Origin of the sequence: Marinobacter sp. F4218 (assembly GCF_019443085.1) — a bacterium.
GTDB lineage: Bacteria > Pseudomonadota > Gammaproteobacteria > Pseudomonadales > Oleiphilaceae > Marinobacter > Marinobacter albus.
In genome coordinates this window covers 274,612-301,131 of record NZ_JAHZIL010000004.1, presented here as the reverse complement: position 1 = coordinate 301,131, position 26,520 = coordinate 274,612, and the positions used below count along the sequence as shown (strand labels likewise).

At 59.0% G+C, this 26,520-nt stretch carries 29 protein-coding genes; 15 read left to right on the top strand and 14 right to left on the bottom strand.

What is annotated here, in order from left to right; genetic code table 11:
- Positions 1-29: 29 nt before the first annotated feature.
- Positions 30-644: a class I SAM-dependent methyltransferase gene (locus K0B93_RS16650; protein ID WP_228743571.1), complete on the top strand. Its 615-nt coding sequence runs from the start codon at positions 30-32 to the stop codon at positions 642-644.
- Here K0B93_RS16650 and K0B93_RS16645 read toward each other — a convergent pair.
- From K0B93_RS16645 to K0B93_RS16635, 3 genes are all read right to left on the bottom strand, one after another.
- A complete protein-coding gene (locus K0B93_RS16645; RefSeq protein WP_219868385.1) occupies positions 628-1,626 on the bottom strand; it encodes a PA2778 family cysteine peptidase in 999 nt (332 codons plus the stop codon). The two genes, K0B93_RS16650 and K0B93_RS16645, sit on opposite strands and share 17 nt — an antisense overlap.
- A complete protein-coding gene (locus K0B93_RS16640; protein WP_228743603.1) occupies positions 1,627-1,986 on the bottom strand; it encodes a PA2779 family protein in 360 nt (119 codons plus the stop codon).
- A 128-nt stretch (positions 1,987-2,114) separates the two neighbouring features.
- Positions 2,115-3,578 carry a phospholipase D-like domain-containing protein gene (locus tag K0B93_RS16635; RefSeq protein ID WP_219868383.1) on the bottom strand — a complete coding sequence of 488 codons (1,464 nt, stop codon included), beginning with the start codon at positions 3,576-3,578 and terminating at the stop codon, positions 2,115-2,117.
- A 157-nt stretch (positions 3,579-3,735) separates the two neighbouring features.
- Here K0B93_RS16635 and K0B93_RS16630 point away from each other — a divergent pair, with 157 nt between their 5' ends.
- The 3 genes from K0B93_RS16630 to K0B93_RS16620 are packed head-to-tail and all read left to right on the top strand — an operon-like array spanning position 3,736 to position 6,485.
- Complete coding sequence (locus K0B93_RS16630) at positions 3,736-5,382, top strand: serine/threonine-protein kinase (protein WP_219868382.1); 1,647 nt, start codon at positions 3,736-3,738, stop codon at positions 5,380-5,382.
- The gene (locus K0B93_RS16625) at positions 5,382-6,119 is read left to right on the top strand and encodes a Stp1/IreP family PP2C-type Ser/Thr phosphatase (protein WP_219868381.1); all 738 of its coding nucleotides are present in this window, start codon (positions 5,382-5,384) and stop codon (positions 6,117-6,119) included. The genes K0B93_RS16630 and K0B93_RS16625 overlap by 1 nt, the downstream gene beginning before the upstream one ends.
- A gap of 15 nt (positions 6,120-6,134) precedes the next feature.
- Positions 6,135-6,485: an FHA domain-containing protein gene (locus K0B93_RS16620; RefSeq protein ID WP_219868380.1), complete on the top strand. Its 351-nt coding sequence runs from the start codon at positions 6,135-6,137 to the stop codon at positions 6,483-6,485.
- Positions 6,486-6,500: 15 nt separating this feature from the next.
- On the opposite strand, the gene K0B93_RS16615 is transcribed toward K0B93_RS16620, so the two are convergent.
- Both K0B93_RS16615 and K0B93_RS16610 read right to left on the bottom strand, forming a co-directional pair.
- Entirely contained in the window at positions 6,501-7,229 is a 729-nt protein-coding gene (locus K0B93_RS16615) for a glutamine amidotransferase (RefSeq protein ID WP_324125631.1), read from the bottom strand.
- Positions 7,226-7,957: a YebC/PmpR family DNA-binding transcriptional regulator gene (locus K0B93_RS16610; RefSeq protein ID WP_219868379.1), complete on the bottom strand. Its 732-nt coding sequence runs from the start codon at positions 7,955-7,957 to the stop codon at positions 7,226-7,228. The genes K0B93_RS16615 and K0B93_RS16610 overlap by 4 nt, the downstream gene beginning before the upstream one ends.
- Positions 7,958-8,272: 315 nt before the next feature.
- Here K0B93_RS16610 and K0B93_RS16605 point away from each other — a divergent pair, with 315 nt between their 5' ends.
- Positions 8,273-8,650, top strand: a complete 378-nt coding sequence (locus K0B93_RS16605; RefSeq protein WP_219868378.1) for a hypothetical protein — start codon at positions 8,273-8,275, stop codon at positions 8,648-8,650.
- A 90-nt stretch (positions 8,651-8,740) separates the two neighbouring features.
- On the opposite strand, the gene K0B93_RS16600 is transcribed toward K0B93_RS16605, so the two are convergent.
- The 3 genes from K0B93_RS16600 to K0B93_RS16590 all read right to left on the bottom strand — a co-directional run bounded on the left by K0B93_RS16600 (position 8,741) and on the right by K0B93_RS16590 (position 11,100).
- A complete protein-coding gene (locus K0B93_RS16600) occupies positions 8,741-9,541 on the bottom strand; it encodes an MBL fold metallo-hydrolase (protein ID WP_219868377.1) in 801 nt (266 codons plus the stop codon).
- A gap of 149 nt (positions 9,542-9,690) precedes the next feature.
- Complete coding sequence (locus K0B93_RS16595; RefSeq protein WP_219868376.1) at positions 9,691-10,119, bottom strand: SRPBCC family protein; 429 nt, start codon at positions 10,117-10,119, stop codon at positions 9,691-9,693.
- Positions 10,120-10,224: 105 nt separating this feature from the next.
- Positions 10,225-11,100, bottom strand: coding sequence for an AraC family transcriptional regulator (locus K0B93_RS16590; RefSeq protein WP_219868375.1), 876 nt, complete (start codon positions 11,098-11,100; stop codon positions 10,225-10,227).
- A gap of 162 nt (positions 11,101-11,262) precedes the next feature.
- Between K0B93_RS16590 and K0B93_RS16585 the strand changes: the two genes are divergently transcribed.
- From K0B93_RS16585 to mmsB, 5 genes are all read left to right on the top strand, one after another.
- Positions 11,263-12,753: a CoA-acylating methylmalonate-semialdehyde dehydrogenase gene (locus K0B93_RS16585; protein ID WP_219868374.1), complete on the top strand. Its 1,491-nt coding sequence runs from the start codon at positions 11,263-11,265 to the stop codon at positions 12,751-12,753.
- A 90-nt stretch (positions 12,754-12,843) separates the two neighbouring features.
- Positions 12,844-14,010 (top strand): acyl-CoA dehydrogenase family protein, encoded by a 1,167-nt coding sequence (locus K0B93_RS16580; RefSeq protein ID WP_219868373.1) that lies wholly within the window; start codon positions 12,844-12,846, stop codon positions 14,008-14,010.
- A gap of 39 nt (positions 14,011-14,049) precedes the next feature.
- Complete coding sequence (locus K0B93_RS16575) at positions 14,050-14,829, top strand: enoyl-CoA hydratase (protein WP_219868372.1); 780 nt, start codon at positions 14,050-14,052, stop codon at positions 14,827-14,829.
- A 34-nt stretch (positions 14,830-14,863) separates the two neighbouring features.
- Positions 14,864-15,937, top strand: a complete 1,074-nt coding sequence (locus tag K0B93_RS16570) for an enoyl-CoA hydratase/isomerase family protein (protein ID WP_219868371.1) — start codon at positions 14,864-14,866, stop codon at positions 15,935-15,937.
- 60 nt (positions 15,938-15,997) lie between these two features.
- Positions 15,998-16,885: a 3-hydroxyisobutyrate dehydrogenase gene (gene mmsB, locus K0B93_RS16565; RefSeq protein WP_219868370.1), complete on the top strand. Its 888-nt coding sequence runs from the start codon at positions 15,998-16,000 to the stop codon at positions 16,883-16,885.
- 198 nt (positions 16,886-17,083) lie between these two features.
- Here mmsB and K0B93_RS16560 read toward each other — a convergent pair whose 3' ends face one another.
- From K0B93_RS16560 to K0B93_RS16550, 3 genes are all read right to left on the bottom strand, one after another.
- Positions 17,084-17,386, bottom strand: a complete 303-nt coding sequence (locus K0B93_RS16560) for a DUF3175 domain-containing protein (protein ID WP_228743570.1) — start codon at positions 17,384-17,386, stop codon at positions 17,084-17,086.
- Positions 17,386-17,715: a hypothetical protein gene (locus K0B93_RS16555; protein WP_219868369.1), complete on the bottom strand. Its 330-nt coding sequence runs from the start codon at positions 17,713-17,715 to the stop codon at positions 17,386-17,388. Before K0B93_RS16555 ends, K0B93_RS16560 begins: the two co-directional genes overlap by 1 nt.
- A 119-nt stretch (positions 17,716-17,834) precedes the next feature.
- A complete protein-coding gene (locus K0B93_RS16550) occupies positions 17,835-18,866 on the bottom strand; it encodes a GlxA family transcriptional regulator (protein ID WP_324125621.1) in 1,032 nt (343 codons plus the stop codon).
- A 156-nt stretch (positions 18,867-19,022) separates the two neighbouring features.
- Between K0B93_RS16550 and K0B93_RS16545 the strand changes: the two genes are divergently transcribed.
- Positions 19,023-19,589 (top strand): OsmC family protein, encoded by a 567-nt coding sequence (locus K0B93_RS16545; protein WP_219868367.1) that lies wholly within the window; start codon positions 19,023-19,025, stop codon positions 19,587-19,589.
- Between the two features lie 126 nt (positions 19,590-19,715).
- On the opposite strand, the gene K0B93_RS16540 is transcribed toward K0B93_RS16545, so the two are convergent.
- A complete protein-coding gene (locus K0B93_RS16540) occupies positions 19,716-21,575 on the bottom strand; it encodes an amidohydrolase (RefSeq protein WP_285368842.1) in 1,860 nt (619 codons plus the stop codon).
- A 113-nt stretch (positions 21,576-21,688) separates the two neighbouring features.
- The gene (locus tag K0B93_RS19490) at positions 21,689-21,883 is read right to left on the bottom strand and encodes a cupin domain-containing protein (protein ID WP_416383218.1); all 195 of its coding nucleotides are present in this window, start codon (positions 21,881-21,883) and stop codon (positions 21,689-21,691) included.
- Here K0B93_RS19490 and K0B93_RS19290 point away from each other — a divergent pair.
- Positions 21,794-22,015, top strand: a complete 222-nt coding sequence (locus K0B93_RS19290; protein WP_228743569.1) for a hypothetical protein — start codon at positions 21,794-21,796, stop codon at positions 22,013-22,015. The genes K0B93_RS19490 and K0B93_RS19290 overlap by 90 nt on opposite strands.
- A gap of 182 nt (positions 22,016-22,197) precedes the next feature.
- Here K0B93_RS19290 and K0B93_RS16530 read toward each other — a convergent pair whose 3' ends face one another.
- On the bottom strand, positions 22,198-22,617 hold the full coding sequence (locus K0B93_RS16530) for a YybH family protein (protein WP_219868364.1): 420 nt from the start codon (positions 22,615-22,617) through the stop codon (positions 22,198-22,200).
- A gap of 330 nt (positions 22,618-22,947) precedes the next feature.
- On the opposite strand from K0B93_RS16530, the gene K0B93_RS16525 reads away from it, so the two are divergent.
- The 3 genes from K0B93_RS16525 (at position 22,948) to K0B93_RS16515 (ending at position 26,373) form a co-directional block, all read left to right on the top strand.
- Positions 22,948-24,087, top strand: coding sequence for an AI-2E family transporter (locus K0B93_RS16525; RefSeq protein ID WP_324125617.1), 1,140 nt, complete (start codon positions 22,948-22,950; stop codon positions 24,085-24,087).
- A 100-nt stretch (positions 24,088-24,187) separates the two neighbouring features.
- The gene (locus K0B93_RS16520; RefSeq protein ID WP_219868363.1) at positions 24,188-25,330 is read left to right on the top strand and encodes a zinc-binding dehydrogenase; all 1,143 of its coding nucleotides are present in this window, start codon (positions 24,188-24,190) and stop codon (positions 25,328-25,330) included.
- Positions 25,330-26,373 carry a proline racemase family protein gene (locus K0B93_RS16515; RefSeq protein ID WP_219868362.1) on the top strand — a complete coding sequence of 348 codons (1,044 nt, stop codon included), beginning with the start codon at positions 25,330-25,332 and terminating at the stop codon, positions 26,371-26,373. The genes K0B93_RS16520 and K0B93_RS16515 overlap by 1 nt, the downstream gene beginning before the upstream one ends.
- Positions 26,374-26,520 lie beyond the last annotated feature (147 nt).

Sequence of the window (26,520 nt, the reverse complement as noted above, 5' to 3'; positions counted from 1 at the left end):
CATGCCCGGTGTGCGAGCAGGGACAACTGATGGATTTCCAGACGGTCGGTGCCCGGCATTACCTGCGGTGCCCGGTCTGCGAAGCCACGGTGATGTCGGAATCCTGTCGGCTGTCGGAAGCCGAGGAGAAGGCGGTCTACGATTACCACGAAAACGACACGGGGGATCCCGGCTATCGCCGGTTCCTGTCGAAGCTGGCGGAGCCTCTGCTGGAGCGCCTTGAGCCCGGGCTGTCCGGCCTGGATTTCGGATGCGGGCCAGGTCCTGAACTGGCCGGGATGCTGAAGGAAGCGGGCATGGAGATGTGTGTCTATGACCCGTTTTTCCACCCCTCAACCGACGTGCTCAATCGACGGTATGATTTTCTGACCTGTACCGAGGTAATTGAGCACCTGCATCGGCCTTCAAAGGTGTTCCATCAGTTGGATGAGCTGCTAAAGCCAGGCGGCTGGCTGGGCATCATGACCTGCTTTCAGACGGACGATGCGCGATTTGCCAACTGGCATTACCGACGGGATCCGACTCATGTAGTCTTTTACCGGGAGCAGACATTAGCCGTCATTGCCGGGCAGTTGGGCTGGGAATTGACGGTGCCTCGAAAGGACGTGGCGTTGCTGCGTAAGCCGCCTATTCCTGGGGCGTAGTGAGGGCAGGACAGTCCAGTGTCGGGCAGTCACTCGGACTCTGCACCGCCGTGCCCGGATCGATTTGAGCGCCGAAACGATCGGGTGCCAGCGCTGAGGCGCAGCGCTGGGCCTGTTTTGCCTCTTCGAGGCATCCTGTTTCACCCAGTGTGTGGGCCAGGTTGTTCCAGCCAACGGCTTCCCGGGGGAATCGGGAGACCAGGCGAGCAAAGTGGCTGGTGGCTTCCTGCAGGTTCTGGCGCGTGTAGGCGATGTTACCCTGGCCCAGAATGGCGGCTGGCTGATCCGGCCACTGCCGTTCCGCAGTCTGGTAGGCGGTCATGGCCGCGTTGGTCCGCCCTGTGGTTTCGAGATCGTTGGCCGAGGCCAGGTAGGCCAGAGGTTCGGCGCTCGCGGGAATTCGGTCGGGTGGCAGCATGACGGCGGCCCAGTTGTCGGACCGAGACCAGGTGTTGGAAAAGACCTCCACGCTGGTTTCATGGCGTTCCCTGGTATCCGTGTGCAGGATAATGGTCTGCTTTTGCGCGTCGAAACCGATCACCACGGCAAAATGCCACTGGGGCAACCAGTTGAACAGCAGGTTCTGCATGACCAGAACAGGGTTGCCCGCCGCCACCTCCTTGAGCAGGCTTTCCAGGCTGCCGTCCAGGGTGTAGACCAGCATGTTGTGGGCACGCCCGGCGGCCACCATCTCCACCTGTAATGATCCCTCCCGGCCTGGAATGTAGACCAGATCGCGCAATACTTCCGGGTTGGTCTCCAGACCCTGGCTGTTCAGCATCATCGCCAATGAGGCCGGACCACATTGATAGCGTTCCTGGGGATAGAAAGGAACCTCATCCAGAACCGTGCGTGTCTGCAGCGACGGATTGCCGTCGGTGCCTGAGGGCCATTTGGGGGCTGAAGCGCAGCCGGCCAGCAGCAGAACCAGTAGTAGACTGGTCAGGCTGCCGGCCGGTTTAGGAAGGATGGTGAAGGGCACTTACCGAATGCAGTTGATGAACGGGAAGATGTTCGTTGCACACAGGATGTCGGTAATGATGAAGACCAACAGGAACAGAACAATGATACCGACCACATCCTGGCCAGCCGGTGCTTCAGCGAGCTGCTGCTCGAAATCGGCCAGTTCCTGCGGTGTCAGGTTCTGGATCCGGTCCCTGACCTGATCGTCGCTGACACCCATTTCGGCGAGCTTGTCCTGAACCTCCTGGGTTTCCAGCATATCCATCAGTTGCTGGCGATCCAGCTGGACCTCCTGGCCACTGATCATCTCTCCGGTTCCGACCATGGCCGCGGAGGCGGTGGAGGACCAGACTGACCCGAGGCTGATCATCAGGGCCATGAAAAACGAAACATATCTCAGGTGCTTTCTAATACCGGACATATCGGGCTCCCGCTTTTAGTTATGTGTTATGACCATAGACCAGACATGGAAGGCTGTTCAACATACAATCTTGTCATCTACTGAATTCAGAATGTTGAAAGTCCGGTAAATTCCATAATGCGATAGCGCCAGTAACGGACTCTGGAGTCATCGGCCCACGCCTCGTAGGGCAGGCTCATGACCGGGTCATTACCGGGCCCGAGCCGCCATTGTTCGTTGAAAAAATGAACCGCCTTGGCAGCAGGCGCTGCGCTGGATGCCAGCGACAGCCAGACATTGGTTTCCAGGTTGAGATCGTCCAGGTTGCGGCGGGTAAAGTTGGCGGAGCCCAACAGGATCTCGATGTGGCCCTGTTCCGGTCTGAGCATCAGCAGCTTGCTGTGGCACTGCTCGCCTCTGGTGTTGCACCAGCGCACGGATGCGCCGGCCCGGTGCAGCTCCAGCGCTGCCTGCCGATTGGGAACTCCGCTCTTGGAATGGCCAAAGGCCTCGTTGTTGGCATCCAGTAACACCCGCAATATGGCGCCACGTAGGTGGGCCTCAAGCAGGCTGTCAACGATTCCGCGATGGGAAAGGTAGAAAACCGCCAGGTCCAGGTGGTCACCCGGGCCGGCACGATCAATCATATCCAGTGCCTTGTCGCGGATCGCAGACTCGGTGAGCACCATGACGCGGCCCGTGTCCGGCGCAGCCGTGCGGCTATCGGCTACCGGAGCCTTACGATTTTCGGCGATGGTGATCCACCGGTCGACTGCCGATGTGTCGGCGCCGGACATGGCCAGCACCGCCTGTTCACTTTTCAGGAGATCAGCGACCGCCTTACCGGTGAAGCTGAGGCCAATGTTCCCGTGGCGACTGCTACCGTCGTGAGGATTGGCGGAGGTAACCAAGCCCCGGAGGCGGGAACCTTGATCGACCACCAGCAGTTTGCGGTGATTGGCCTTGAAGTTCAGTAGCGCCAGGTAGCTGCGCACGGTTACCAGGCGATTGCCAAGGGCGTTTGACAGCCAGCCACCGTCAGGATCGTTGCCCAACCACTGACAGCAGGGCCGCCACAGGGACGACCAGGCCGGGTTGCTATCCCGCAGCGGTGGCAAGCGGGTTTCGACGACGGTTATCCCCGCCTCGCGCAAGGCTTCGAACCAGGGCGATCGGGAGCCCCCATACATCGTATTGAGCGGGTCGGAAATGACGATCATGGCAATCTCCGGCCGAGCCTGCTTGCGGGCCAGGAGTGCTTCCGTCAATTGCTTCGCGAGGGGCCGGTGGGCGGCGCCCTCCGGCTGAGTGCTGTTGTACAGAAACATGTCCACCAACACGAATTTTTCGGCGCTGCCGATCAGGCGCAGGACTTCGTCGAAAATTTCATGATCAAGGGTTTCCGTTCCGTCCGTGTGGTGCCGGGTAACATCGGTAAGCAAAACCGGGTTTTCCAGCGGAGAGGGGGTACCCCGGTAACTGATGCCTGCCGGCAATGGCTTGTTGGTGTGATACAGGCCAATCCCGGCCAGCAGGAGGAAAAACAGGGCAATTAGCAACTTCAATGTCATGTCTGTATGTCCGCCATCCTTTATCGGTGCTGGGGCTACTATACGTGAGCTTCCTCTCAGGTAAACAAACACTTACAAAAAACACTTCTTTACCGGTATCGCCGGGCGTCCACTGTTTCTAAACTAGCCAGATCAAACATTTAGAATAAAGTAGCCTGTGAACTCACTCTTCTTCCTGTTTTCGCACTTGTTCAGCCTGAGGCTGTTGGTGGTTGTTGCTGCGATCCTGTTTGCCCTCGCCGGCGATCAGTTTGCGTTTCTGAGCTGGGCCGATCGAGTCCTGCTCAGTTTGCTGGGGGCGCCGGAATCCGAAAGCCTGTCGCTCCCGATCCCGCCCGATGCACTGCAGTCGACCCTGATGGCGCGGGGCCTGTCCGAGCCGGTCTGGTCCGATCTGGCCATTCGCGTGGGGCTGTTTTTTTCGGCTCTCTATCTGGTGCTTGCTATCCCGAGAATGGGTGCGGCGGTGGCACTTCCGGTCACGCTCCTGCTGGGCGGCTCCCTGATTGTTCTGCAGGCAGCGCTGACGTTCTACCACAGCGAATGGTTACCGCTGGGCGAGGTGATCACCCTGCTGGTTGCCGGGTTTGTGACCATGCTGTTCTGGCTCCAGCCCGATCGTGAGATTCGTGCTTTGAGTGCCAACGTCCGCGAGGCTCGCGTGCGTCTCGCGAGGTTGCTGCTGCAACAGGGGCACACCGACGAGGCCCTGGATGCGGTCGAGGCGTGTCCGGTCTGTGAGGATGCGCTTGAGGTCCGATACGAGATCGCCATCCAGCAGGAGCGGAAGCGTCAGTACGAGAAAGCGATTCAGACCTACCGGGACATCCTCGATAACCGCAAGGGTTTCCGGGATGCCGCGGACCGGCTTTCTGCACTGGAAAAATTGTCCCCGGAAACAGCGTCCCTGCAAACCGGCGGATTCGACAGTACCCGAACGCTGCTTATGCCAGCCCAGTCCCTGAGCCGGCCCACCCTGGGCCGTTATGAGATCGAACGGGAGATAGGTCGCGGTGCCATGGGAGTTGTGTACCTCGGCAAGGACCCCAAAATCGCGCGGACCGTCGCCATCAAGACCCTGAGCTACGAGGCATTCGATGACGGTCATTTGGCGGAGCTGAAAGACCGTTTCTTCCGCGAAGCCGAAGCCGCAGGTCGGCTAAATCACCCGGCCATTGTGACGGTTTATGACGTCGGTGAAGAGGCGGACCTGGCCTACATCGCCATGGATTACGCCAAGGGGCGGCCCCTGAGTGAATTCGGCAAGCCAGGCCGGTTACTGCCATTGCATACCGTGCTGGAAATCATTGCCCAGGTGGCAGATGCGCTGGCCTATGCCCACAGCCAGAAAATCGTGCACCGGGATATTAAACCGGGAAATATCATCTACAACCCGGACGACGGCGGCATCAAGATTACCGATTTTGGCATTGCCAAGATTTCCGATGACTCCCGGACCCGCACCGGCAGCGTGATGGGTAGCCCGCTTTACATGTCGCCGGAGCAGCTCAAGGGGCAGAAGGTAAGTGGTGCCTCCGATATCTACAGTCTCGGTGTCACCCTGTACAAACTGGTGAGCGGAGAAACACCCTACCAGGGGGATACCCTCGCCAACCTGACCTATCAGATTCTTAACAAGCGTCCCCGCAGTGTTCGCGAATTCAATGCCGATCTTCCCAATGGCCTGGTAAGACTGATCAACAAGGCGATTCAGCGAGAGCCGGACAAACGCTTTGCGTCCGCGTCCGCCATGGCCGAAGCAGTCCGCCGGCTGGCTGTCAGGGAAGCGAAGGAGGTCTCCTGATGAGCGTTCACGTTGCAGGCCGGAGCCACACAGGAGTGGTTCGGGAAAGCAATCAGGATGTAGTGGCGTGGCAAGTCCGCGATGATGGCGGTGCGGCGCTGATGCTCGTTGCCGATGGCATGGGCGGGTACCAGGGGGGCGAGATTGCAAGCCGCCTGGCAGCCGATTCGGTGATGGAGGCGCTTACGCCGGGCCTGTTCGCCGGCGAGGAGCCCACCCGGAAAAACCTCGGTGCAGCGCTTGCTCTCGCTAACGAGCGCATTCAGGTGCGGCGGGCTTCCGACAGTCAGTTGGACAAGATGGGCACCACCCTGGTGGTGGCCTGGATCGAAGGGAGCACCGCGCATGTTGCCCACGTCGGGGATTCCCGGTGTTATCTGATCCGGCATGGGCAAGCCGACTGCCTGACCCGCGATGATACCGTCGTCCAGAACATGCTCGAGGATGGCAGCATCAGCGAGACGGATGCCCCCAATGTCCCGTTTCGAAACGTGCTTACCCGGGCGGTCGGAGCCATGGACCCGCTTGAAATCAGCTACTGCAGCCACTCTCTCCAGCCTGGCGATCAGTTGCTGCTTTGCTCGGACGGCCTGACCAACTCCGTTCCGGAGCCGGACTGGGAAGACATACTCAAGAACGCTGGCAGCACGGAATGCGCCGTGGAGACATTGATTGAAACCGCCCTGGACAATCAGGCATCGGACAACGTGTCTGTAGTACTAATGACCCTGAATTAAGCAGAGGAACCTGACATGGCATCGTTTTCACAGCTGGTAGACAACGTGGTCGTCAACACGTTTGAGCTGGACCAACCCCAGACCCGGATTGGCCGGCGCACCGACAACGATATCCAGATCGACGAGATTTCCGTGAGTGGCCACCATGCGGTTATCGAGGCCGTACCCAACGCCTATCTCGAGGGTACGATTGACTATTACATCACGGACAGCGACAGCACCAACGGCACGTTCGTCAACGACATTCGCGTCGAGAGCCGCCAGCGCCTGAACAGCAACGATATGGTGCGGGTTGGCTGGAATCAATTCCGTTTTATTGACGAAGACGAGAACGCCCTCGAGAAAACCGCCTACATTCTCGACTGAACGCCGTATCCGGGTTCAGTCGAGTTTTTCAATCACGAGCTCAGAAAAGCGCTGCAAGAGCCCGGACGCAACCGGTGCCGGCTCGACGGCCGCCAGCAGTGCATCGGGGTTCAGGCACTCGGCGGCCAGTTCCGGTGTCTGCACCGACAGATAGGCTCTCATGATGTCGTCTGTGAATTCCGGATGGAACTGCACGCCCCAGGCACACTCACCCACCCGGAAGGCCTGATGGGGTTCAAACCGGCTGCGACCGAGAAGTACGGCTCCGGGCGGCAGGCCAAGCACTGATTGCTTGTGGGTAAGCTGGACCTTGAAGGATGCGGGCAGGTCGGCGAACAGGGGGTCGGAGTCGGCGTCCGGCAGCAGTTCAATTGACCAGGTGCCGGTTTCCCGGCCCTCCGGGTGGTACCCGACTTCACCGCCAAGGGCGTGGGCAAGCAACTGATGTCCGTAGCACACACCCAAAACCGGAACCTTTTTGTCGACGGCCCCGGTCAGCCACTGCGCCGTGGTTTCGCTCCATTCCGCCCGATCACTGACCATGGCAGGGGAACCGGTGATCACAATGCCGTCCCAGTCTTCCACATTGCCGGGAGCGTCACCCTGTTCAACGTTGATAACGGTGAGTTCCAGCTCGTCCGAAAGCCCACGAACGAACCAGTCTTCGAAATCACCTGAGGTCTCCCTGATGGCGGGGTAGGTGGTTCCGGTCTTCAGGATGACGACCCTTGCCTGACGATTCACTCGGATTGCTCGGGCACTTCGGCGTTGTGAAACACGTTCTGAACGTCGTCCAGATCATTCAGCATGTCGAGAAACTTCTCGAACAGCGGAATGTCATCGCCTTCCACCTGGGTGGTGGTCTTCGGCAGGAACTGGATTTCGTCCGCTTCAAAATCAATGCCCTCAAAGGCGTCTACCAGGGCCTGGCGGGCCTTGGCGTACTCAGTGTTCGGGGTGAATACGGTGATCAGCCCGTCTTCGTTCTCAATGTCGGTCACGTCGACATCGGCTTCCATGAGTGCTTCCAGCACGGCTTCTTCGTCGTCGTGCTTGAACGCGAAAATGGCGCAGTGGTCGAACATGTGCGCCACGGCGCCCGGCGTGCCGATCTTGCATTTGGTCTTGGTGAAGGCGAGACGGACGTCCCCGAACGTGCGGTTCGGATTGTCGGTGAGGCAGTCGACAATCACCATGCAGTTGCCCGGGCCATAACCTTCATATCGGGCCGGGGAATAATCCTCGCCAGCGCCGCCCCTGGCCTTGTCGATGGCCTTTTCGATAACGTGAGACGGTACCTGGTCTTTCTTGGCGCGATCGATCAGTCCACGCAGGGACAGGTTGCCATCCGGATCCGTGCCGCCGGACTTGGCCGCCATGTAAATCTCACGGCCATATTTGCTGTAGACCTTGGTTTTTGCTGCGGCCGTTTTGGCCATCGACTCTTTGCGGTTCTGGTAGGCTCTGCCCATCTGCGCTGCCTCTCTATTTCTTGGGAAAGGGCCGGATTTTACTCAACTATGCCCTCATGGAACAGGCTTATTTAGCCGGCGATGGGCTTCCCGGCTGGCGGGGGAACAGGCTTCAGTGCGTCTGGGATGTCAGCAACATGTCTGCAGCATGAATTTCCCGTGAAATTCTTGTAACGAATTGCCGAATTTACCCTCTAAGCATTACCCGGAGTGATCCGGGGAGTATCCTGAGTCGGTGGATCGGGTTGATATGGCCGGTCCTTTGATGCTGTTCCTGAGCCCGGGGATATCGGGCTTGAAAAGGAGGGTATCTCAATGAAACAGGTAGTGATTTGTTCGGCAACACTGGCTTTGACGCTGTTTGTTGCGCCGTCTTATGGCGAAAACTGGGAGCGTCAGAGGTTTAACCAGGAGATGATGGAAAATCAGTCCCAGATGTATTCTGACGATGGAATGCCGTACCGCGTAGCCAGCGTGGAGGAAAATCGAAGGATGATGCTGGAGCGGGGTGGTAAGAACAGTGTCGATTATATCGAGACTATGCCAACGACGGCCGGCGTTAGCAGTATCGATGATATCGAGAACCTGCCCGCCACGGCAGCCGGGTATCCTGATGGCCGAAGTATGTACGATCGGGATCGCAAGCATGACTGGCGGACCGGCCATCGGGGGCGTATTCATCACGAATACTAAAATCGCCCCCATTTAGCCGGCAGTCAGGTTCGCTTTGAATCTCCATATGCCGGCATCAAGGAACAGCCGTCCGGGGCCGTTCCTTCCTGATTAAACGTAGTCGATGGGGCGCTGATAATGCTCCTGCGTCATCAGATCGATTCCGCATTCCATCTCGCTGACCCAGTCCAGAAAGCGCTCAACCATGGCTGGCCCTTCGAAGCGCTTGCCGTGCTGAGGCACAATCATATCCACGTCCAGTTCCCTCACCATGTTGGCCCAGAGGCGACAGACCTTTCGCGAGGCGATGTAGCGACGGTGAAAGCCGATCATGCTGGGAATGTGCTTGTCGAAATCGGCGACAGGCAGATGGTCGTCCTCGCCTCCGAGTGATGCGCCCAGGTCTCCAGAAAAGAGTATCTTCGCCACCGGATCGTAGAACTGGAGGTTGCCAACCGAGTGCATGAAGTGGGCCGGCAGGCACTGCAGGTAGGAATCACCGAATTTCACGTTGGCGCCGGCGTCGGGCACGCTCACGATCCGATCGTAGACGCTGCCGCTGAGCTGGCTGGTGACATAGCCGGACACCAGGTGGGGCAGGAACCGTGCCCAGAGCTTGGAGGTGACAATTTTGGCCCGGGTGTGAACGATCCAGCGATCGATGGCACCGATGATGTCCGGGTCCTGATGCGAGGCGAAAACATAATCCATGTCACTGATATTCATGTACCGCGATGCGGCGACGGAAAGGGGAGTGTAGGTGAGGTCTCCGCCCGGATCGATCAGCGCTTCGTGTTTGCCGTCAACGATCAGGAACTGGTTGGACTGAACGCCCTCGCCGGTTACCAGTGAATCGAACATCAGGCACTTGTGGTGTCCGTTATCGAACAGAACAATCGGCTCGGCTGCCATGTGTGGTCTCCCGCTGGAAGTGGAATAGCCGGCCGGGTGGCCGGCTATTGCAAAGTGCGCGGAGATTACAAAATCCCGAATGACAGCCTATTGCCACAGGTCAAATATCTGATATTCATCAAGTAAGGTTTTGTATTTCCGGACAGCTCTCAGGCCAGTTCGGGCACACGTTTGATGCCCCGGCGGATGCCTTGCTCAAGCGCGTTCCTGACCACCTTGCCGGTAAAGGGCACGATATCTTCGAAGGAGATAGTGTAGTGGATACGGGTATGGCCCTCGGGGGTGTCCTCGAAAAGGATTCGGCCGATGTGATTCCTGATCGGGCTCATGCTGGTAATGGTGTATTCGATCAACGTATCCGGCTCGAAATTGAGCACGGTTTCCTTCAGGCCTAAGGGTCCAATGCCGATCTTGCGGACGGAACCAATGCCGTTGGGGTCGGCCTGATCGCTGTCCTTTATTCGCTTGATTGGCGCTCCGAGCAGTTTGCCGAAGCGGTGGTGATCGGCAAACAGGGCAAAAACCCGGTCGCGGGGCACTTCAAATGTTTCCTTGATTTCAATGGTATACATGGCCATGGGCTTACTCTTGTTATGCGTTATGTCGCCCAAGGGTATCCGTTTGATTGTTCAAACAAAAGTCGCAGTAATGGACAGATGCGACTCTGGCCTGAATCGCGCGGTTCAGTGCCGGGCCGTGTGCCGGTAATCCCGCGGCGACTGTCCCATTACCTTCTTGAACAACCGGGAAAAATAATAGGCGTCGTCGTAGCCAAGGCGGCGGCTTATGTCGGCAAAACTGAGCTCGGTGGTGTCCAGCATCTGGCAGGCCCGTTCCACTTTCAGGTGCAGGAAATGCTGGATGGGCGAGGTGCCGGTCTGTTCCCGGTATCGCGTTGCGAAATGGGCCGGAGACAGGCCCGCGAGATCGGCCAGTTGGTCCAGGGAAATGCGTTCGTCCAGATGTTCCCGCATGTAGTTATGGATGGTGTCCAGCTCAGCCTTGTGTTCGTGGCTCGTCTCGTCCGCATTGAGGGGGACGGCCGCCATTAACTGGCGCAGGCGATTTGCGGCATGGATCAGGCCCCGGGCCCGGAAGCCGGTCTGGCGCACCGACAGCAACCCGTTAAAGTCCACCAGCAGCCGGGGCTGGCGCCCCAGGTGGCGGATCCTGGTCGTACCGGAGAAGCCCATGTAATTCCGGAATTCCTCAGCCAGGGGGCCGGTGTAATGTACCCAATGGATTGTCCATGGGTTGGCCGGATCGGCGGTGTAACGGTGGTGGGCGCCGGCCGGTAGCAGCAGCAAGTCGCCGGGCTCTACCGTATAGGGTTCGCCCAGCACATTCAGGAACGCCTTGCCCTCGGTGCAGTAAATCATAAGATTGTCGCTGTGGTGCTCCCGGTGCATGTGATGCCCCACCGCCCGGCGATAGTGCCCGAATGCCAGGGGATACAGGTCACGGGTCAGCGGGTGACTGGAGAGCAGCCGGATAATCGGAGCCGGTACCACATAGCGAACGCTGTCCTCTGGTACCGGCCACTGCGAGGTTTGTGTCATTACGGTGTCGCTGGTTTTGTGGGTAATCGAAAGATAGTCCATCAAGAGCGAAATTTAGTCAATCACCTTCCCGCACACCCCGTGCTAGTCTTTTTGCATTCGTGGTCGGAACCTCACGGTTTTCGGCTTGCTTCCCTCATAACAACAAACAGGGATTTCGCTATGAAAAATGTACCTCTGTACCTTGCCGGTGAATTCATCCAGAGCCAGACCCATGAATGGATCGATGTCACCGACCCCGCCACCAACGAAGTGATCGCCAAGGCTCCGTGCACCACCCATTCGGAAATGGACCAGGCCATCAAGTACGCTGGTGAAGTGTTCAAGACCTGGAAAGAAACACCTGTGTCCGAGCGCGCCCGGGTCATGCTGCGCTACCAGGCGCTGCTGAAAAAGCACCACGACGAAATTGCCGAAATCCTGTCCCAGGAAACCGGCAAGACCTTTGAAGACGCCAAGGGTGACGTCTGGCGCGGTATCGAGGTGGTCGAGCATGCCGCCAACGTGGGCTCGCTGATGATGGGCGAAACCGTTGAGAACGTGGCACGGGAAGTGGACACCCACTCCTGGATCCAGCCGCTGGGCGTGTGCGCCGGTATCACCCCGTTCAACTTCCCGGCCATGATTCCCCTGTGGATGTTCCCGATGGCGATTGCCTGCGGCAACACCTTTATCCTGAAGCCGTCCGAACAGGATCCGCTGACACCAATGCGTCTGGCTGAACTGTTCGAGGAGGCCGGTGCGCCCAAAGGCGTACTGCAGGTTGTTCATGGCGGCAAAGAGCAGGTCGACAAGCTGCTGACCGATCCCGCCATTCGCGCGATTTCCTTCGTTGGCTCCGTGCCGGTCGGCCGTTACATTTACGAGACCGGTACCCGCAACATGAAGCGTGTTCAGAGCTTCGCTGGCGCCAAGAACCACATGGTGATCATGCCGGATGCGGACAAGCAGCAGGTGATCAACGCCCTGGTTGGTGCTTCTGTGGGTGCTGCCGGTCAGCGCTGCATGGCGATTTCCGTTGCAGTCTTCGTGGGCGAGGCCCAGCAGTGGATTCCGGAACTGAAGGAAGCCATGGCCAAGGTCCGTCCGGGCGCCTGGGACGACGCCGGTGCCAGCTATGGGCCGATCATCAGCGCCAAGGCCAAGGACCGCGTTGAGTCCCTGATTGCCACCGGCGAAGCGCAGGGCGCGAAGCTGCTGCTGGATGGCCGCGGTTGCACTGTGGACGGTCTGCCTGACGGCAACTGGGTCGGCCCGACCCTGTTCTCCGGGGTGACCACCGAGATGGACATCTACAACGAGGAAATCTTCGGCCCGGTCCTGTCCTGCATGGAGACTGACAGCCTGGGTGAGGCCATCGAGCTGATCAATAACAGCCCGTACGGCAACGGCACCTCGATCTTTACCTCCTCCGGTGGCTGCGCCCGTCGCTTCCAGCACGAGATCGATGTGGGCCAGGTGGGTGTGAACATTCCCATCCCGGTACCCCTGCCGTTCTTCTCGTTCACCGGCTGGAAGGGCTCCTTCTACGGTGACCAGCACGCCTACGGCAAGCAGGCTGTGCGCTTCTACACCGAAACCAAGACGGTCACGTCGCGCTGGTTCTCAAGCGAAGCCAGCACCGAGGCGAACTTCTCTATCCAGTTGCGTTGAGTGTGTTGTAGGTGGGGTAAGTTGGGCCGGAACCTGTTTCCGGCCCCCTTTTTTCACCTCAGCCCGACCTCTTAGATCTGGAGTGATTCAATGGACTTTAATCTGACCGAAGACCAGCTGGCGTTCCGGGAAGCAGCGCGCGCCTTTGCCGAGAAATCCATGGCGCCCCACGCGGCACAATGGGACGACGAGCATATCTTCCCCATCGACGTCATGAAGGAAGCGGGCGAGATGGGCTTTATGGGCCTGTATACGCCGGAATCCCTGGGCGGCATGGGGCTGTCCCGCCTTGATACCTCGGTGATTGTCGAAGAGTTGGCCGCTGCCTGCCCATCTACGGCAGCCTTTATGACCATCCACAACATGGCGACCTGGATGGTGGCCAGCTTTGCCTCGGATGACCTGAAGCAGGAGATCGTGCCCAAGCTCGCCAGCGGCGAGTGGCTGGCGTCTTACTGCCTGACTGAACCCGGGGCCGGTTCCGATGCGGCAAGCCTTCGAACCAAGGCGGTCCGTGACGGAGACAGTTACGTGATAACCGGCAGCAAGGTGTTTATTTCCGGTGCCGGTAGTACCGATATCCTGGTACTGATGGCCCGTACCGGAGCGCCGGACAGTGGCTCCAAGGGCATCTCCACCTTCGTGATCCCGGCCGATGCCGAGGGCATCACCTACGGCAAGAATGAAGAAAAAATGGGCTGGCGCAGTCAGCCGACCCGCATGATCAGTCTCGATAACGTTCGTATCCCCGTCTCCAATCGCGTAGGTGAGGAAGGCGACGGTTTCGCCATCGCCATGAAAGGGCTGGACGGTGGCCGGCTGAACATCGCCACCTGTTCCCTCGGTGGTGCCCAGGCGGCACTGGTGCGAGCCCGGAATTACATGCACGAGCGCGAACAGTTCGGCAAGCCCCTGGCCGCATTCCAGGCGCTGCAGTTCAAGCTCGCCGACATGGCCACCAACCTGGTGGCGGCCCGCCAGATGGTGCGGCTGGGTGCCTTCAAGCTCGATAGCGCAGATCCGGAAGCAACCCTGCACTGTGCCATGGCCAAACGCTTCGCCACCGACGCCTGCTTTGACGTGGTGAACGACGCGCTGCAGCTGCACGGTGGCTACGGCTACATCCGGGAGTACCCGCTGGAGCGATACCTGCGGGACCTGCGGGTGCACCAGATTCTCGAGGGAACCAACGAAATCATGCGCCTGATTGTGGCTCGTCGCCTGCTGGATGACGGCGTGGCCGAAGCGATCCAGTAACAAATTCAAGAACACCGCAAGGATAACGGGAGAAAAACCATGAGCGATCTGATTCAGCTCGAAAAACGCGGACACATTGCGGTACTGACCATCAATAATCCGCCGGCCAATACCTGGACGGCGGAATCCCTGCCGGCTCTGAGAGAGACCATCCGTGAACTGAACGCGGACCGGAACATCTTCGCGCTGGTAGTGACCGGCCAGGGTGAAAAATTCTTCTCCGCCGGCGCCGACCTGAAAACCTTTGCCGACGGCGACAAGGCCCGGGCCAATGAGATGGCCCAGTTGTTCGGTGAGGCGTTTGCCACACTCAGCGATTTCCGCGGCGTGTCGATCGCGGCGGTGAACGGCTACGCGATGGGCGGCGGCCTGGAATGTGCGATGGCGTGCGATATCCGTATCGCGGAAGAGCACGCCCAGATGGCCCTGCCTGAAGCCGGTGTTGGCCTGCTGCCGTGCGCGGGTGGCACCCAGAACCTTCCCTGGCTGGTGGGTGAGGGCTGGGCCAAGCGCATGATCCTGTGTGGCGAGCGCGTCAAGGCGGACAAGGCCCTGCAGATTGGCCTGGTGGAAGAGGTTGTGCCTTCCGGCAAGAGCCTTGAGAAAGCGCTGGAGCTGGCGGAAATGGCCTGCAAGCAGAGCCCGTCTTCCACCGCCCGCTGCAAGACCCTGGTGATGAGCGCGCGGGATGGCCGCAGCCACGAAGATGGCTGGCGCATGGAGCGTGAGCTCTTCGTGGAACTGTTCTCCACCGAAGATCAGAAGGAAGGCGTCAACGCGTTCCTCGACAAACGCGCACCGGAATGGAAAAACCGCTGAAACCCGAGGCAGTGCAACGGTTGAAGGAAATGTTATGAGTGACCAACCCATCGTTTTTGAAGAGTGGACAACCGGCGACGATGCGCTGATTGCCGTGGCGCGATTGAATACGCCCAAGGCCCTGAATTCCCTCTCGCTGGAAATGATCCGACTGCTGACGCCGCAGCTCAAACGCTGGGCGGAGGATGACCGTATCCGCGCGGTCTGGCTGGAAGCCGAAGGCGACAAGGCGTTCTGTGCCGGTGGCGACATCGTGGCCCTGTACCGCAGCATGACCGAGCCTCAGGGCGCGAGTGAGGGGGAAGCGTTCTTCACCGAGGAATACGAGCTGGATTACCTCATCCATACCTTTCCAAAGCCTGTTGTGTGCTGGGGACATGGCATCGTGATGGGTGGCGGCATGGGTATTCTCGAGGGCGCGTCCCACCGCGTTGTGACCGAAAGCTCGAAGCTGGCCATGCCTGAGATCACCATTGGTCTGTATCCGGATGTGGCGGCGGGCTGGTTCCTCAACCGGACCCCCGGTCGAACAGGCCTGTTCCTGGGCTTGACTGGCGCCCGGATGAACGGTGCCGATGCGCTGTTCACGGGGCTTGCGGACCGCTTTATCAAGCATGAACTCAAGGCTGGTGTGGTCACCGAACTCCGGCAACGCAAATGGCAGGGCGAGGATGCCCACGCCGTGGTTGGAAGCGTACTGAGACAGTTTGAACAGCAGAGCGCCGAGGCCATGCCGGAATCGCCGGTTCGTACCCATTTTGACGAGATCAACCGGGTAACCGACGCCGATTCGCTGGTGGCCGTGGTCAGCCAGCTGAAGGAACTATCCGGTGGTGACGGTTGGGTGGCCAAGGCGACAAAGTCCCTGGCGTCCGCTTCACCAACCTCTCTGACCCTGGTCTGGCACCATCTGCACAACTGCAAGCACGATGGCCTCAAGGAGGTTCTCGACAAGGAGCTGGTGTTGTCACAGAAGTGCCTGAGTAAGGGCGAGTTCGCCGAGGGTATCCGGGCGCTGCTGATCGATAAGGACCAGCAGCCACGGTGGCGCTACGCCTCCCTGGCGGAAATGGACAGTGCCTGGATCGACGATTTTTTCAAACCATAGCCAAACGGCCACCGGCACCGGTGGCCCACTCAATCGATTAGAACAATAAGGGGAAGAGATATGGCAACGATTACATTTATTGGCCTTGGCAACATGGGCGGTCCCATGGCCAGCAACCTGGTGAAGGCCGGTCACGACGTGACCGTGTTCGACCTGTCTAAAGACGCCGTGCAGGCGCTGGTAGCCGAAGGCGCGAAGACGGCAGAGACCGCCCATGAGGCCGCGAAGGGCGCGGAATGTGTGATCACCATGCTGCCCGCGGGGCAACACGTGGAAGCGGTCTATCTCGGCGAAGACGGCCTGCTGGCCAAGCTGCCCGAGGGCACTCTGGTGATTGATTCCTCCACCATCGCGCCGGAAACGGCCCGCGGTGTCGCTGAGGAAGCCACCGCCCGGAACATTCCATTCCTGGATGCGCCGGTCTCCGGCGGTGTCGGTGGCGCCAAGGCCGGTACCCTGACCTTCATCTGCGGCGGTGCGGAGGAAACCTTCAACAAGGCCAAGCCGATCCTGGATGCTATGGGTAAGAACATCTTCCACGCTGGCCCCCACGGTTCCGGCCAGGTCGCGAAGATCTGCAACAACATGCTGCTGGCGATCCTGATGGCGGGCACGAGTGAAGCCCTGGCCCTCGGCGTGAAGAATGGCCTGGATCCGGCCGTGCTTTCGGAAATCATGAAGCAGAGCTCTGGCGGCAACTGGGCCCTGAACGTCTACAACCCGTGGCCGGGTGTGATGGAAGCGGCGCCTGCATCCCGCAATTATGAGGGCGGCTTCCTGGTGAACCTGATGAACAAGGACCTCGGCCTGGCCTTTGACAACGCGGTGAAAAACCACGCCTCGATTCCTATGGGCTCCCTGGCCCGCAACCTCTTCGAGATTCACGCGGGGCAGGGCAACGGCGGCCTGGATTTCTCAAGCATCCAGCGGCTGTACAAGCCGGAGTAAGACCAAGAGGGCACGGCCCGTTCGTGCCCTCGAATCAGCTCCGCGGGTTGGCGGATAGTGCTGTTACCTCCTACGCTGTGGTGGCAAATCTGAACTCAACGGGAGGTCAGGGATGTCACTTGATCAGGTGCAGACAACCATCAATTCCTGGACCGGACTAAGTATCTGGTTGGGGCTGGTTGTCGCCAGTGGCCATTGTCACTGACGTTTCCGTGGTTTCCCGAACAGCGCCCGCAACTCGTCCTTGGCGGCTTCCAGACGCTCGCGCTGTTCGGGCGCGAGCTGTTTGCCGGCACGGTTGATGTAGAACGTCAGCATCGACATCGCTGAGCGGTAGGGATCAGACTTGCGACGGGTGCTGTTTTCCGCCGACTGTTTCAGCGAACGGGCAATGTCCCGGGGATCCTCCAGGGAAAACACCCCGTGCTCAAGATCCAGCGCGTCGCTGGATTGCGTCACCTTCTGCGACCAGTGTTCCGTGTCCTTCATCGGTTTCGTCATCAGGAATTCGGCAGGCAAACCCGCTTGCTCTGGGCGGTAAGCCGGCTCCATTTCTGCTCGTGGTTGCGGCGCACCTTGTTCAGGTACCCGCCTACATCGTCAAAGTGCTGTCGGGTGGCTCCCAGTTTTCTCGCTTCCTTTCGGTGCCGGTTGGACAACATCATCAGCGCCTGCTGCTGATCGCCGTTGTCGTCAAGTGATTCGCTGATCAACGACAAGTGGGATGCGCAGAAAATATGCATATTGCGCTTGTCATAATCGATCTCCCCGGACCAGCCATTGAGGCTGACGAGGGCGAGACAAGCGGCCAGACCTGCTGCTTTTTTCATGGATAGCTTTCCTGTGCCTATGTGTCTGACCACACAGCATACTCATTCCCATTGGGGTCTGTGAAATGGAAACGGCGTTACTCGAAGCACGACGATAAGTCCGCCGTGCCGGGCGCCAGTCAAATCAGGCGGCCAACCGCCTCTTCGATCAGAGGTCGAAACAGGCGTCGGTACTCGCCCGGCGTCAGGCCCGTCAGGCGCTTGAACAAGCGGCGAAAGAAGGACACATCCTCATAGCCGGACTCCAGGCTCACTTCTTCTACAGACAGCTTTCCCTCCTCCAATAACCGCTTGGCCGCTTCGATGCGAAGGTTCTGCAGGTACTCGATCATCGAGGAGCCAGTGGCAGCCTTGAAGCGCCGCTTGAGCGTTCGCTCGGGCAGGGGGGAGCTCTCTATCAGCCGGGGAATGGCCGCGGGATCCCGGCAATGCTCCTTCAGCCACTCCTCGCACCTGCGCACCGCCGAGTCGGCATGATGCGTCTGTCGGACCAGACCCGTGAATGGAAGCTGGCCCTCGTCATGCCATTTGAGCAGGTAGACCTTGGCAATCCGCAGTGCTTCGCCGATGCCCACGTGGCGGGCAATGATATGCAGTGCCAGGTCATGCCACGACGTGGTTCCGCCTGCCGTCACCAGCCGGCCACCGGGATGGGCGTAAACCAGGTTCGTCTCCGGCCTGAAATGCACCTTCGGATAGTGAGTGCGAAACAGCTCTTGATATCCCCAGTGAGAAGTGGCCTCGCAGTTATCCAGTAATCCGCTCTCGGCCAATAACACCGACCCGGAGCAGGCGGAATAGATCGTGGTACCCGAGCGGAACCTGACGTTGACCCACTCCATGAGCGCGTCATAGCGACCACGAATCTCTTCATGGGGACCGAGCCAGATCTCCGGGAGGATCAGGATATCCGCATCGGGCTCGTCAGTGATGGCATAAGCCGGCTGAACCGGTATCCCGTGGCCGCAATAAAATGGCTTGGTCTCGATGGAAACAATCTGAACATCAAAGGGTTGGGATGGACTCGCATCGCCCACCAGCGTTTGCCATATATTGCCTGTCGACATTAGCACATCGACCATTCCATACAGCGCCGACCCCGCCGTTTCTGGCAGCGCCAGAATGAGAACTTTTTTCTGCCGGCATGACATATTTCATTCCCCCTTAAATTGGTGGCACGAATGCCCCCTTTTTGTCAGATATCCATCTGAGAGTGTCCGCCGTCTTGCCTTACTTTATACCCAGACGCCACACAAAGCGTCTCCCGGTTCCCGGGTCCCTGTAGACGATGAAGCAAGGTGAGAATGATGAACGCACAAGTAGATATCCAAAGCCGAAATGGCCTCGACCTGGTTCAGATGGGGCAGACAGTTGAAGCCCTCAAGAACAATCCGAGCCTCGCGCAGTTCGAGTTTCGGGCAAGCAACCAATGGGTGAACGGCGGTGAAAACCGCTCCACGATTCGCGGCTTCTACGGCGCTGGCGCCGAAGACGACTCCCGCGCTGAAGACTTCGTCTTCACAAACGGTGAGCCACCGGTCCTGCTGGGCAACAACGAAGGAGCGAATCCGGTGGAATTCCTGCTGCATGCGCTGGCTGGCTGCGTCACCACCACTACCGTTCTGCATGCAGCCGCGCGGGGTATTACGATCAGGAATTTGTCGACCAGACTGTCAGGCAATATCAACCTGGAAGGATTGCTGGCGCTGAACGACGACGCCACGGTTGGTTACGAGAGCATCCGCATCCTGATGGACATCGAAGCTGACTGCAGTGAGGAAGAGCTGGATGATCTGCTGTCGTTCGCCAAGAACCACTCTCCTGTATGCAACACGGTGTGCCGACCTGTTTCAGTTACGCTTGAGCGGATTTGAGAGAAATCCCGTTCACCAGGACGGCTAAAGATCACGGAGCAATAGAGATCCAACCGCATAGCAAGCACGAACAACAGCGTTTGCTATGCGGTTGATGTTAGGCCCCCAGACACAATGAAAAACCGTCTAGTCCGCTCTGCCGCTAACTACCGCATTGATAAGAAGGCTCAAACCCGGATTGAAGCAGCCATCACCATGCAGGTGGTTTTCGCCAAGGAACTCGTGATCCCCATCGTGGGATTTGATGGGTGCCAGGCCAAAGAGGGCTGGCGAGGCTCGGTTTGCGGTCGTCTCGGATCGTTTATAGACAGAGACGCCCTCCTTGTAGGTTTCCAGCACCAGCAGGTCGTCCAACTGATCTTCAGGAACGTTTTTCGGATCGTCGGAGAGAACCACAAGATCTGCGAGCTTGCCCGCGGTTATGGTTCCCTTGCGGTCCTCCTCAAAGTGCTGCCACGCCGGCCAGATGGTCATTGCCTTGAGGGCAGTCTCTATCGGTACCCGGTGATTCTCTCCAATCACCGCCCCGCTGCGTGAGCGGCGGGTGACGGTCGCCGAGAGAACCCGCATGGAATCGGGTAAGGCCACCGGCGCATCGTGATGGGATCCGAACATCATGTCTTGTTGCATGAGCCAGCCGGTGGGGGAGATGTTCATGGCCCGTTCAGGGCCCAGCACCGAATCGCGGTGGTAGTCCCCCCAGTAGAAGGTATGCATTGGGAAGAGGGACGGAAAGATGCCGAGTTCTTTCAGCGGGCCGACCTGATCTTTGCGCAGGGTCTGACCGTGAATCATTACGGGCCGGTTTTCGACGTCCGGATACTTCTGTTTTGCAGCGGAAACGGCCTTGATCAGCAGGTCAATCGCAGCGTCACCGTTCGTGTGGGTCAGTATCTGCCAGTTATTCGCGTAGGCTTTTTCAACGGCATCCATCGCCTGCTTTTCGGTGATGGCGGGGTAACCTGCATAATCCTCATCCTTGCCTGGGGGAGCCACGTAATAGGGCTCGGTCAGCCACGCGGTCTTGCCCTGGGGCGATCCGTCAATCGTCAGCTTGGCGCCGCCGACCCGAAAGCGGTTGGTGTACTCAGAACTCGGCTCAATCGCATCGACTTCCAGAATATCCGGATACACGACCACGTCGATTTTCAGCGCGCCCGCCTCCGCTACCCGCCGTATTGCGTTCAGACTGGCTCCCGTGGCGCGGCCTTCCTGAGCGGTTGTGTACCCGAACGACGCGAGAAGCTTGCTGCCCTCACGGGCAAAGGTGTCCATGGTCTTCGGATCGAGTGACTTGCCAAAGGCAAAGGCCAGCTGGAAAAAGGCGTACTCTTCCGCGACTCCATTGGGCTGGTTTCCACCCTCCTCGCGCTGGAAGACGCCGCCTTCGGGATCCCGGGTCTCAGCATCGATGCCCGCGATCTCCAGAGCCTTCGAATTGGCAACGCCAAGGTGCCCCGACTGGTGAATGATCAGTACGGGAATATCCTCTGACACCCGATCCAGATCGTGGCGGGTCGGGTGGCGCTGTTCCGCAAGTTGCGAGTTGTCGTACCCAAAGCCAATAATCCAGCCAACATCCTTCACCGCCTGTTCGTTGGATTTCGCCCAGCCTTCAAGTAACGAGATCAACGAATCGATGTCCTTGCCTTCGCCATCGGGGGGCGGCAGGAGGTTGGCGGTGAGAGCCTGGAAGCCAATCATCCAGGCATGGCCGTGGGAATCGACAAAACCTGGGAGCAGTGTTTTTCCTTCCAGGTCGATCTGGTTGGTGTTGTTGCCGACCAAGGCCATGATGTCGCCCCGGGTGCCCACGGAGAGAATTTTTCCGTTCCTAACCGCAACGGCTTCTGCCGTGGGTTGATTGTCATCCAGGGTTAAAATGTTGCCGTTAAGGAAGACCGTGTCGGCGGTTTCGGCTGCCAGCCCGGAGTGAGACGCGACAAGTAAACCCAGGCTTAGTAGTGAAGACAGGAAGTATCTCACGGCGCTGCTCCTTGCAGGGGGGGATTCCATTTGCCAGTTTTTGGACGGGCGGGCCCGATGATTTCAAGGTTCACCAACTTGAATTTATCTTTAGCATTAATACTACCTGTCTGCTAAGCGGAATCCCGATCCCAAACGAGATTATTCCTCGACCTGTCAAAATATGGGGCGAATACCGAAAGCGCGGCAAATCGTTGTCCGGGCTCGAGGACAGGGCCGTGGAGTGTGTTCCGGGGAATGAATACCAGATCGCCCGGGCTTACTCTCTTTGTTTCGTTACCCACTTTGAAGTCGACGTTGCCTTCAATGATTACGAGTATCTCCTCGTGGTCGGGTTGCGTGTGGAGGGCATTTCCACTGTCACGAACAATTCCGACATTCGCAGTCAGATGCTTACCATCGAAAACAAATACGCGTTTGATCGGGTCGTTTTTGGTTGATTCGTCCGTTTCGAGCGATTCAACGATCTGATTCAGGTTCTTAAAATAGACCATTCTCACTCCCTGCCCAGGAAATCTCCGGATCTCGGGCGCAAACGCCCGATCTCCAGGTTTGACCCGCGAACCAGGAGGAAGTTTAAACGTCGGCCTTAATGCCGTCGTCAGGCATTTCCCGATGGTGGCTACAAGCGATTGAGGGCTTCCACCATTGCCGGAACCACATCCGTGTGGTGGTGTGTAATCTTCCACCCACCGGCTTCTCGCTGATAGATGTTGGTCACGCGAATTTCGCCCGACACCTTTTGTCCGCCCAGAGTAAACTCGGCGCTCTCTGTGCCGAGTTCGTAAGCGACGTCTCCAGCGATGCGGATAAGCTGATCCTTCAGTTCAACTTTCCCGTCTGTTGTCGCCTTGGCTACCTGCTCCCATGCTTTCTGAACCTCGCTCCATCCGACTTGCCGACCACCGACCGGATGCATTGTGGTGACATCCGAGCTGTGTGACCAGATTTGAGACAGTGGGGCAGCATCACCATTGAGCATGGTGTTCAGTGCCGCGTAGAACTGCGTTGATGCCTTACGGACTTCCTCTTCAGTGGACATGAGAGGACCTCCTTTATGTGGCGGTATGCGACGGTGTACTGCGGCGCGCCTTGCACCGTCAGGGTTGTTTGCTCGCATGAAGGCGCAGCCAGATCATGGGTAGTGCCTACGATTAGATTATAGCGTCGCCATCGAACAAAGTTGGACCCAGATCAATATTGCGACTTGCCGGGCCGTGGCACCGGGCAGTCTGCACAGCCGCCGGAAAGGGCACGGGGTATCGACACGTGACCCGACAGTAACGTCTTGCGGATGCGGTCCGGTGCCTGAACGGGTTAGAGTAGCGCTATTCAGGTGCCGGGGTGCCGATGTCACAGTGTCGGCAGTCCAGTGGATCAGGTTCAGAACAGGGACAGCGCGCGCATCGTGGACGACCAGCAAACGAATAACGAGCCAGCCGAGGGTGGCAAAAGGCCCCTCATCTCCTCCGATCTTTCCACGCCGATCTACGGACTGTTTACCCTTGGCATTCTGTACACGCTGTACGTTGCGCACCAGATTGTCCTGCCCATCATCCTGGCCATTCTGACCAGCCTGCTGCTGTCTCCCATCGTGAAAAAGCTTTACGTGACCCTGCGCATTCCTCGGATGGTCAGTGCCCTGTTCCTGGTGCTGCTGGTGCTGGCGGGGATCGCCGGAGTTACCTACGCGGTCGCAACCCCGGTGCTTAAATGGGCGGAGGAAGCGCCCCAGGGGATTTCCCGGTTGCTGGTGGGCCAGAGTGAGATCAAGCGGCAAATCAGCAAGGTGACGGAGTCGGCCGAGAAGGTCGAAAAATCCATGGAGGAACTGTCCGAGAGCAGCCAGGCCAAGCCTACTACGGTTGTGCTGCAAACCGAGTCCTGGCGAAGCCAGCTGATGAGCAGGGCCCGCAACGGTATCGCGGGCCTGTTGCTGGCGATGGCGCTGACCTATTTCCTGCTGGTGGGCGGTGATCGGATCGTCAGGAATTTCGTGCGCCAGTTGCCGAAAGAACAGCGAAAGACCGTGCTCCGCATTACCCACGACTCCCAGCACGAGATTGCGCAGTACCTCGGCGTTCTGGCGCTGAGTAACACGGCGGTGGGCCTGGCAACGGGCCTGATGTGCTGGGCGGCAGGGCTGCCGGACCCGGCCGTCTGGGGGCTGATTGCCGGTCTGGCCCGGTTCATCCCCTATCTTGGCGTGATTCTGACCATTTCCCTGTTGGCGGTGGTGTCGGCCATCAGCCTGGACGTGCTGTGGATGATGGCAATCGCTCCGTTGGGCTTTCTGGCGCTTACTACGCTCCTCGGCTTCTTCATTGAGCCCTGGGTCCATGGGTTTCGAATGGCCCTTAACCCGGTCATCATCTTTGTTTCGATCTTTTTCTGGGGCTGGCTCTGGGGGCCGGTTGGCGTGTTACTCGCGGTGCCGCTGATGACGGTCATCCAGGCGGTGCTCAAGCAGATTCCAAAGCTCCGGCCGGTGTATCGGGTGATTGCGAGGTAGGCGAATAACGGATACCCGCAACACCCACTGACACCTCTGCCGATCTAACCTATCCTGAATCGATACCCACCATTCAGGATACAGGGAGGATCGCTCGCCCATGATACCCACTACCATGAAAGCCATGGTTCTGACCGGACACGGTGGTGTCGACAAACTTGAGTATCAGGATGTGCCGACGCCGACACCCGGGCCCGGGCAGGTGCTGGTGCAGGTGACGGCGACGGCCAAGAACAACACCGATCGCAAGGCGAGGGAAGGGCTGTACCCCACCAAAAAAGGGGAAATGAAATCCTTCCAGATGGGGGGCAAGCCGACGCTGCTGTTTCCCCGCATTCAGGGCGCCGATATTGCCGGCCGGGTTGTCGCCGTCGGCGATGGCGTGGATGAGGGGCGCATTGGCGAGCGTGGCCTGCTGGATTTCAACATTTACGCCAACAATCGTCCTGACATCAACCTGACCCCGGATTACTACGGCCACGGAGCCGATGGCGGTTATGCCGAGTACGTCGCGCTGCCCTCCGATCAGTTTCATCATATCCCGAACCCGGAGCTGTCGGACGCTGAAGTGGCGTCCATGGGCATGTGTTCCTATCAGACCGCTTACCACATGGTGACTTCCGCCAATATCCGAGCCGGCGAGCGCGTGCTGGTAACGGGGGCCAGCGGCGGTGTCGGTACCGCGCTGATCCAGCTGTGCCGCATTATCGGTGCCGTGCCTTATGCCCTGAGCAAGCAGGACAAGGCGGATGCCCTGATCAAGCTCGGCGCCGAAGCGGTGCTGGATCGCTCGGATATGGACAGCTTCGTGGACCGGGTGAAGGCCGAAACCGGAGGCCGGCCCATTGATGCGGTGATGGATCTGGTTGGCGGGGAAGTGACCGACATCTTCATCGACACCATGATCTTCGACATGAATGCCCGTGCCACCTACCCGCGCCTGAGCATTGCCGGGGCCAGCGGCGGTAACATCAGCGAGATACTGTGGACCCGGATCTACCTGTACCAGGTGCAGATCTTCGGGGTATCCCATGGCACTCGCGAGGAAGCCGACCAGCTGATGGCCTGGATCCGGGGAGGCCAGCTCAAGCCGGTTCTGCACGGCGCGTTCCGGCTCTCGGACCTGCACCACGCCGAGGAGTATTTTGTGAACCGGGGTAGCAATTATCTCGGCAAGATCGTGATCGTTCCCGACGCCCAGTGGGATGATCACGGCAAACCCTGGTCACTGGAGAACGTTTGATGAAACCGGAACTGACCATCCAGTTGATGGACACCCACGCCGGCGGTGACGTCAGCCGTATTGTTACTGGCGGGATTGATCCCCTCCCCGGTGACACCGTTCGGGCCCAGATGGAATACCTGCGGGATGATGCCGACGGTCTGCGCAGGCTGTTGCTGGAAGAGCCCTATGGCATACCGGAGATGTCTGTGGACCTGTTGGTGCCGCCGACAGATCCCCGGGCGGCGGCCGGGTACATCATCATGGAGGTGATGGGTTACCCGATCTATTCCGGCTCCAATACCATCTGCACCGCCACCGCCGTGCTTGAGGCAGGGATTGTGCCCAAGCGGGAAGGCCGGCAGCACTTTATGCTGGAGTCCCCGGCCGGGCTGGTCCAGATCGAGGCGCAGGTCCGCGACGGTGTGGTCGAAGCGATCACCTGTGAGGGGCTGCCCAGTTACATTCACACATACCAGGCCGCCATCGACGTGCCGTCCCTCGGCACGGTGACCTACAGCGTTGCCTACAGTGGTGGATTCTACGCCCTGGTGGATGCGAAGGAGCTGGGCTTCGACCTTACCCTGGACGAAGAGCGCCGGCTGGCGGAAACCGCTCATGCCATAGTCGAGGCAATCCAGGCCGAGCGAGGGTTTTCCCACTACACCCTGGGAGACGTCGGGCCCTTGCCGTTCCTCCATTTCATGGGGCCGGTGGAGCATGTGGCGGAAGGCTACTATCGCTCCCGGTCAGCCACCTACGTGCATCCCGGCGTGATTTGCCGCAGCACCACCGGAACAGGCACCTCGGCCCGGCTGGCCCTGATGAACTACCAGGGCATCATCAAGCCCGGCGACCGGCTGGAAACCATCTCGCTGCGGGAAACCGGCTTCATCGGACAGTTCAGTGCGGTCGAACAGGAAGGGGAGTACCAGGTGGTGAAAAATCACATCACCGGCAAAGGCTATGTCATTGCCCGCTCGGATATCGTTGTGAACTGTGACGATCCCATGGTGGAATGCGACAGCTTGCACCATATCCTGTCGAGCCGGCACGTCACCTGAAACGAACCGGATTCCTGAGGTCCGTTCTCCTGCCTGCCCTGTGGCACGGCGCCCCGGTCGTGCCGTTTCCCCTCCCTAATAAGAGTGTCCGGCTTTCTGCCTTTTTGGTCTAAAGTTTACCTTTACGTAAGGTGAACCCTGTGATAA

Bases quoted from the DNA above. Each gene is read 5' to 3' on its own strand.
- K0B93_RS16650 (WP_228743571.1), top strand. From the start codon at position 30: ATGGATTTCCAGACGGTCGGTGCCCGGCATTACCTGCGGTGCCCGGTC.
- K0B93_RS16640 (WP_228743603.1), bottom strand. From the start codon at position 1,986: ATGGCCCTGATGATCAGCCTCGGGTCAGTCTGGTCCTCCACCGCCTCC.
- K0B93_RS16635 (WP_219868383.1), bottom strand. From the start codon at position 3,578: ATGACATTGAAGTTGCTAATTGCCCTGTTTTTCCTCCTGCTGGCCGGG.
- K0B93_RS16625 (WP_219868381.1), top strand. From the start codon at position 5,382: ATGAGCGTTCACGTTGCAGGCCGGAGCCACACAGGAGTGGTTCGGGAA.
- K0B93_RS16620 (WP_219868380.1), top strand. From the start codon at position 6,135: ATGGCATCGTTTTCACAGCTGGTAGACAACGTGGTCGTCAACACGTTT.
- K0B93_RS16610 (WP_219868379.1), bottom strand. From the start codon at position 7,957: ATGGGCAGAGCCTACCAGAACCGCAAAGAGTCGATGGCCAAAACGGCC.
- K0B93_RS16605 (WP_219868378.1), top strand. From the start codon at position 8,273: ATGAAACAGGTAGTGATTTGTTCGGCAACACTGGCTTTGACGCTGTTT.
- K0B93_RS16600 (WP_219868377.1), bottom strand. From the start codon at position 9,541: ATGGCAGCCGAGCCGATTGTTCTGTTCGATAACGGACACCACAAGTGC.
- K0B93_RS16595 (WP_219868376.1), bottom strand. From the start codon at position 10,119: ATGGCCATGTATACCATTGAAATCAAGGAAACATTTGAAGTGCCCCGC.
- K0B93_RS16590 (WP_219868375.1), bottom strand. From the start codon at position 11,100: ATGACACAAACCTCGCAGTGGCCGGTACCAGAGGACAGCGTTCGCTAT.
- K0B93_RS16585 (WP_219868374.1), top strand. From the start codon at position 11,263: ATGAAAAATGTACCTCTGTACCTTGCCGGTGAATTCATCCAGAGCCAG.
- K0B93_RS16580 (WP_219868373.1), top strand. From the start codon at position 12,844: ATGGACTTTAATCTGACCGAAGACCAGCTGGCGTTCCGGGAAGCAGCG.
- K0B93_RS16575 (WP_219868372.1), top strand. From the start codon at position 14,050: ATGAGCGATCTGATTCAGCTCGAAAAACGCGGACACATTGCGGTACTG.
- K0B93_RS16570 (WP_219868371.1), top strand. From the start codon at position 14,864: ATGAGTGACCAACCCATCGTTTTTGAAGAGTGGACAACCGGCGACGAT.
- mmsB (WP_219868370.1), top strand. From the start codon at position 15,998: ATGGCAACGATTACATTTATTGGCCTTGGCAACATGGGCGGTCCCATG.
- K0B93_RS16560 (WP_228743570.1), bottom strand. From the start codon at position 17,386: ATGACGAAACCGATGAAGGACACGGAACACTGGTCGCAGAAGGTGACG.
- K0B93_RS16555 (WP_219868369.1), bottom strand. From the start codon at position 17,715: ATGAAAAAAGCAGCAGGTCTGGCCGCTTGTCTCGCCCTCGTCAGCCTC.
- K0B93_RS16550 (WP_324125621.1), bottom strand. From the start codon at position 18,866: ATGTCATGCCGGCAGAAAAAAGTTCTCATTCTGGCGCTGCCAGAAACG.
- K0B93_RS16545 (WP_219868367.1), top strand. From the start codon at position 19,023: ATGAACGCACAAGTAGATATCCAAAGCCGAAATGGCCTCGACCTGGTT.
- K0B93_RS16530 (WP_219868364.1), bottom strand. From the start codon at position 22,617: ATGTCCACTGAAGAGGAAGTCCGTAAGGCATCAACGCAGTTCTACGCG.
- K0B93_RS16520 (WP_219868363.1), top strand. From the start codon at position 24,188: ATGATACCCACTACCATGAAAGCCATGGTTCTGACCGGACACGGTGGT.
- K0B93_RS16515 (WP_219868362.1), top strand. From the start codon at position 25,330: ATGAAACCGGAACTGACCATCCAGTTGATGGACACCCACGCCGGCGGT.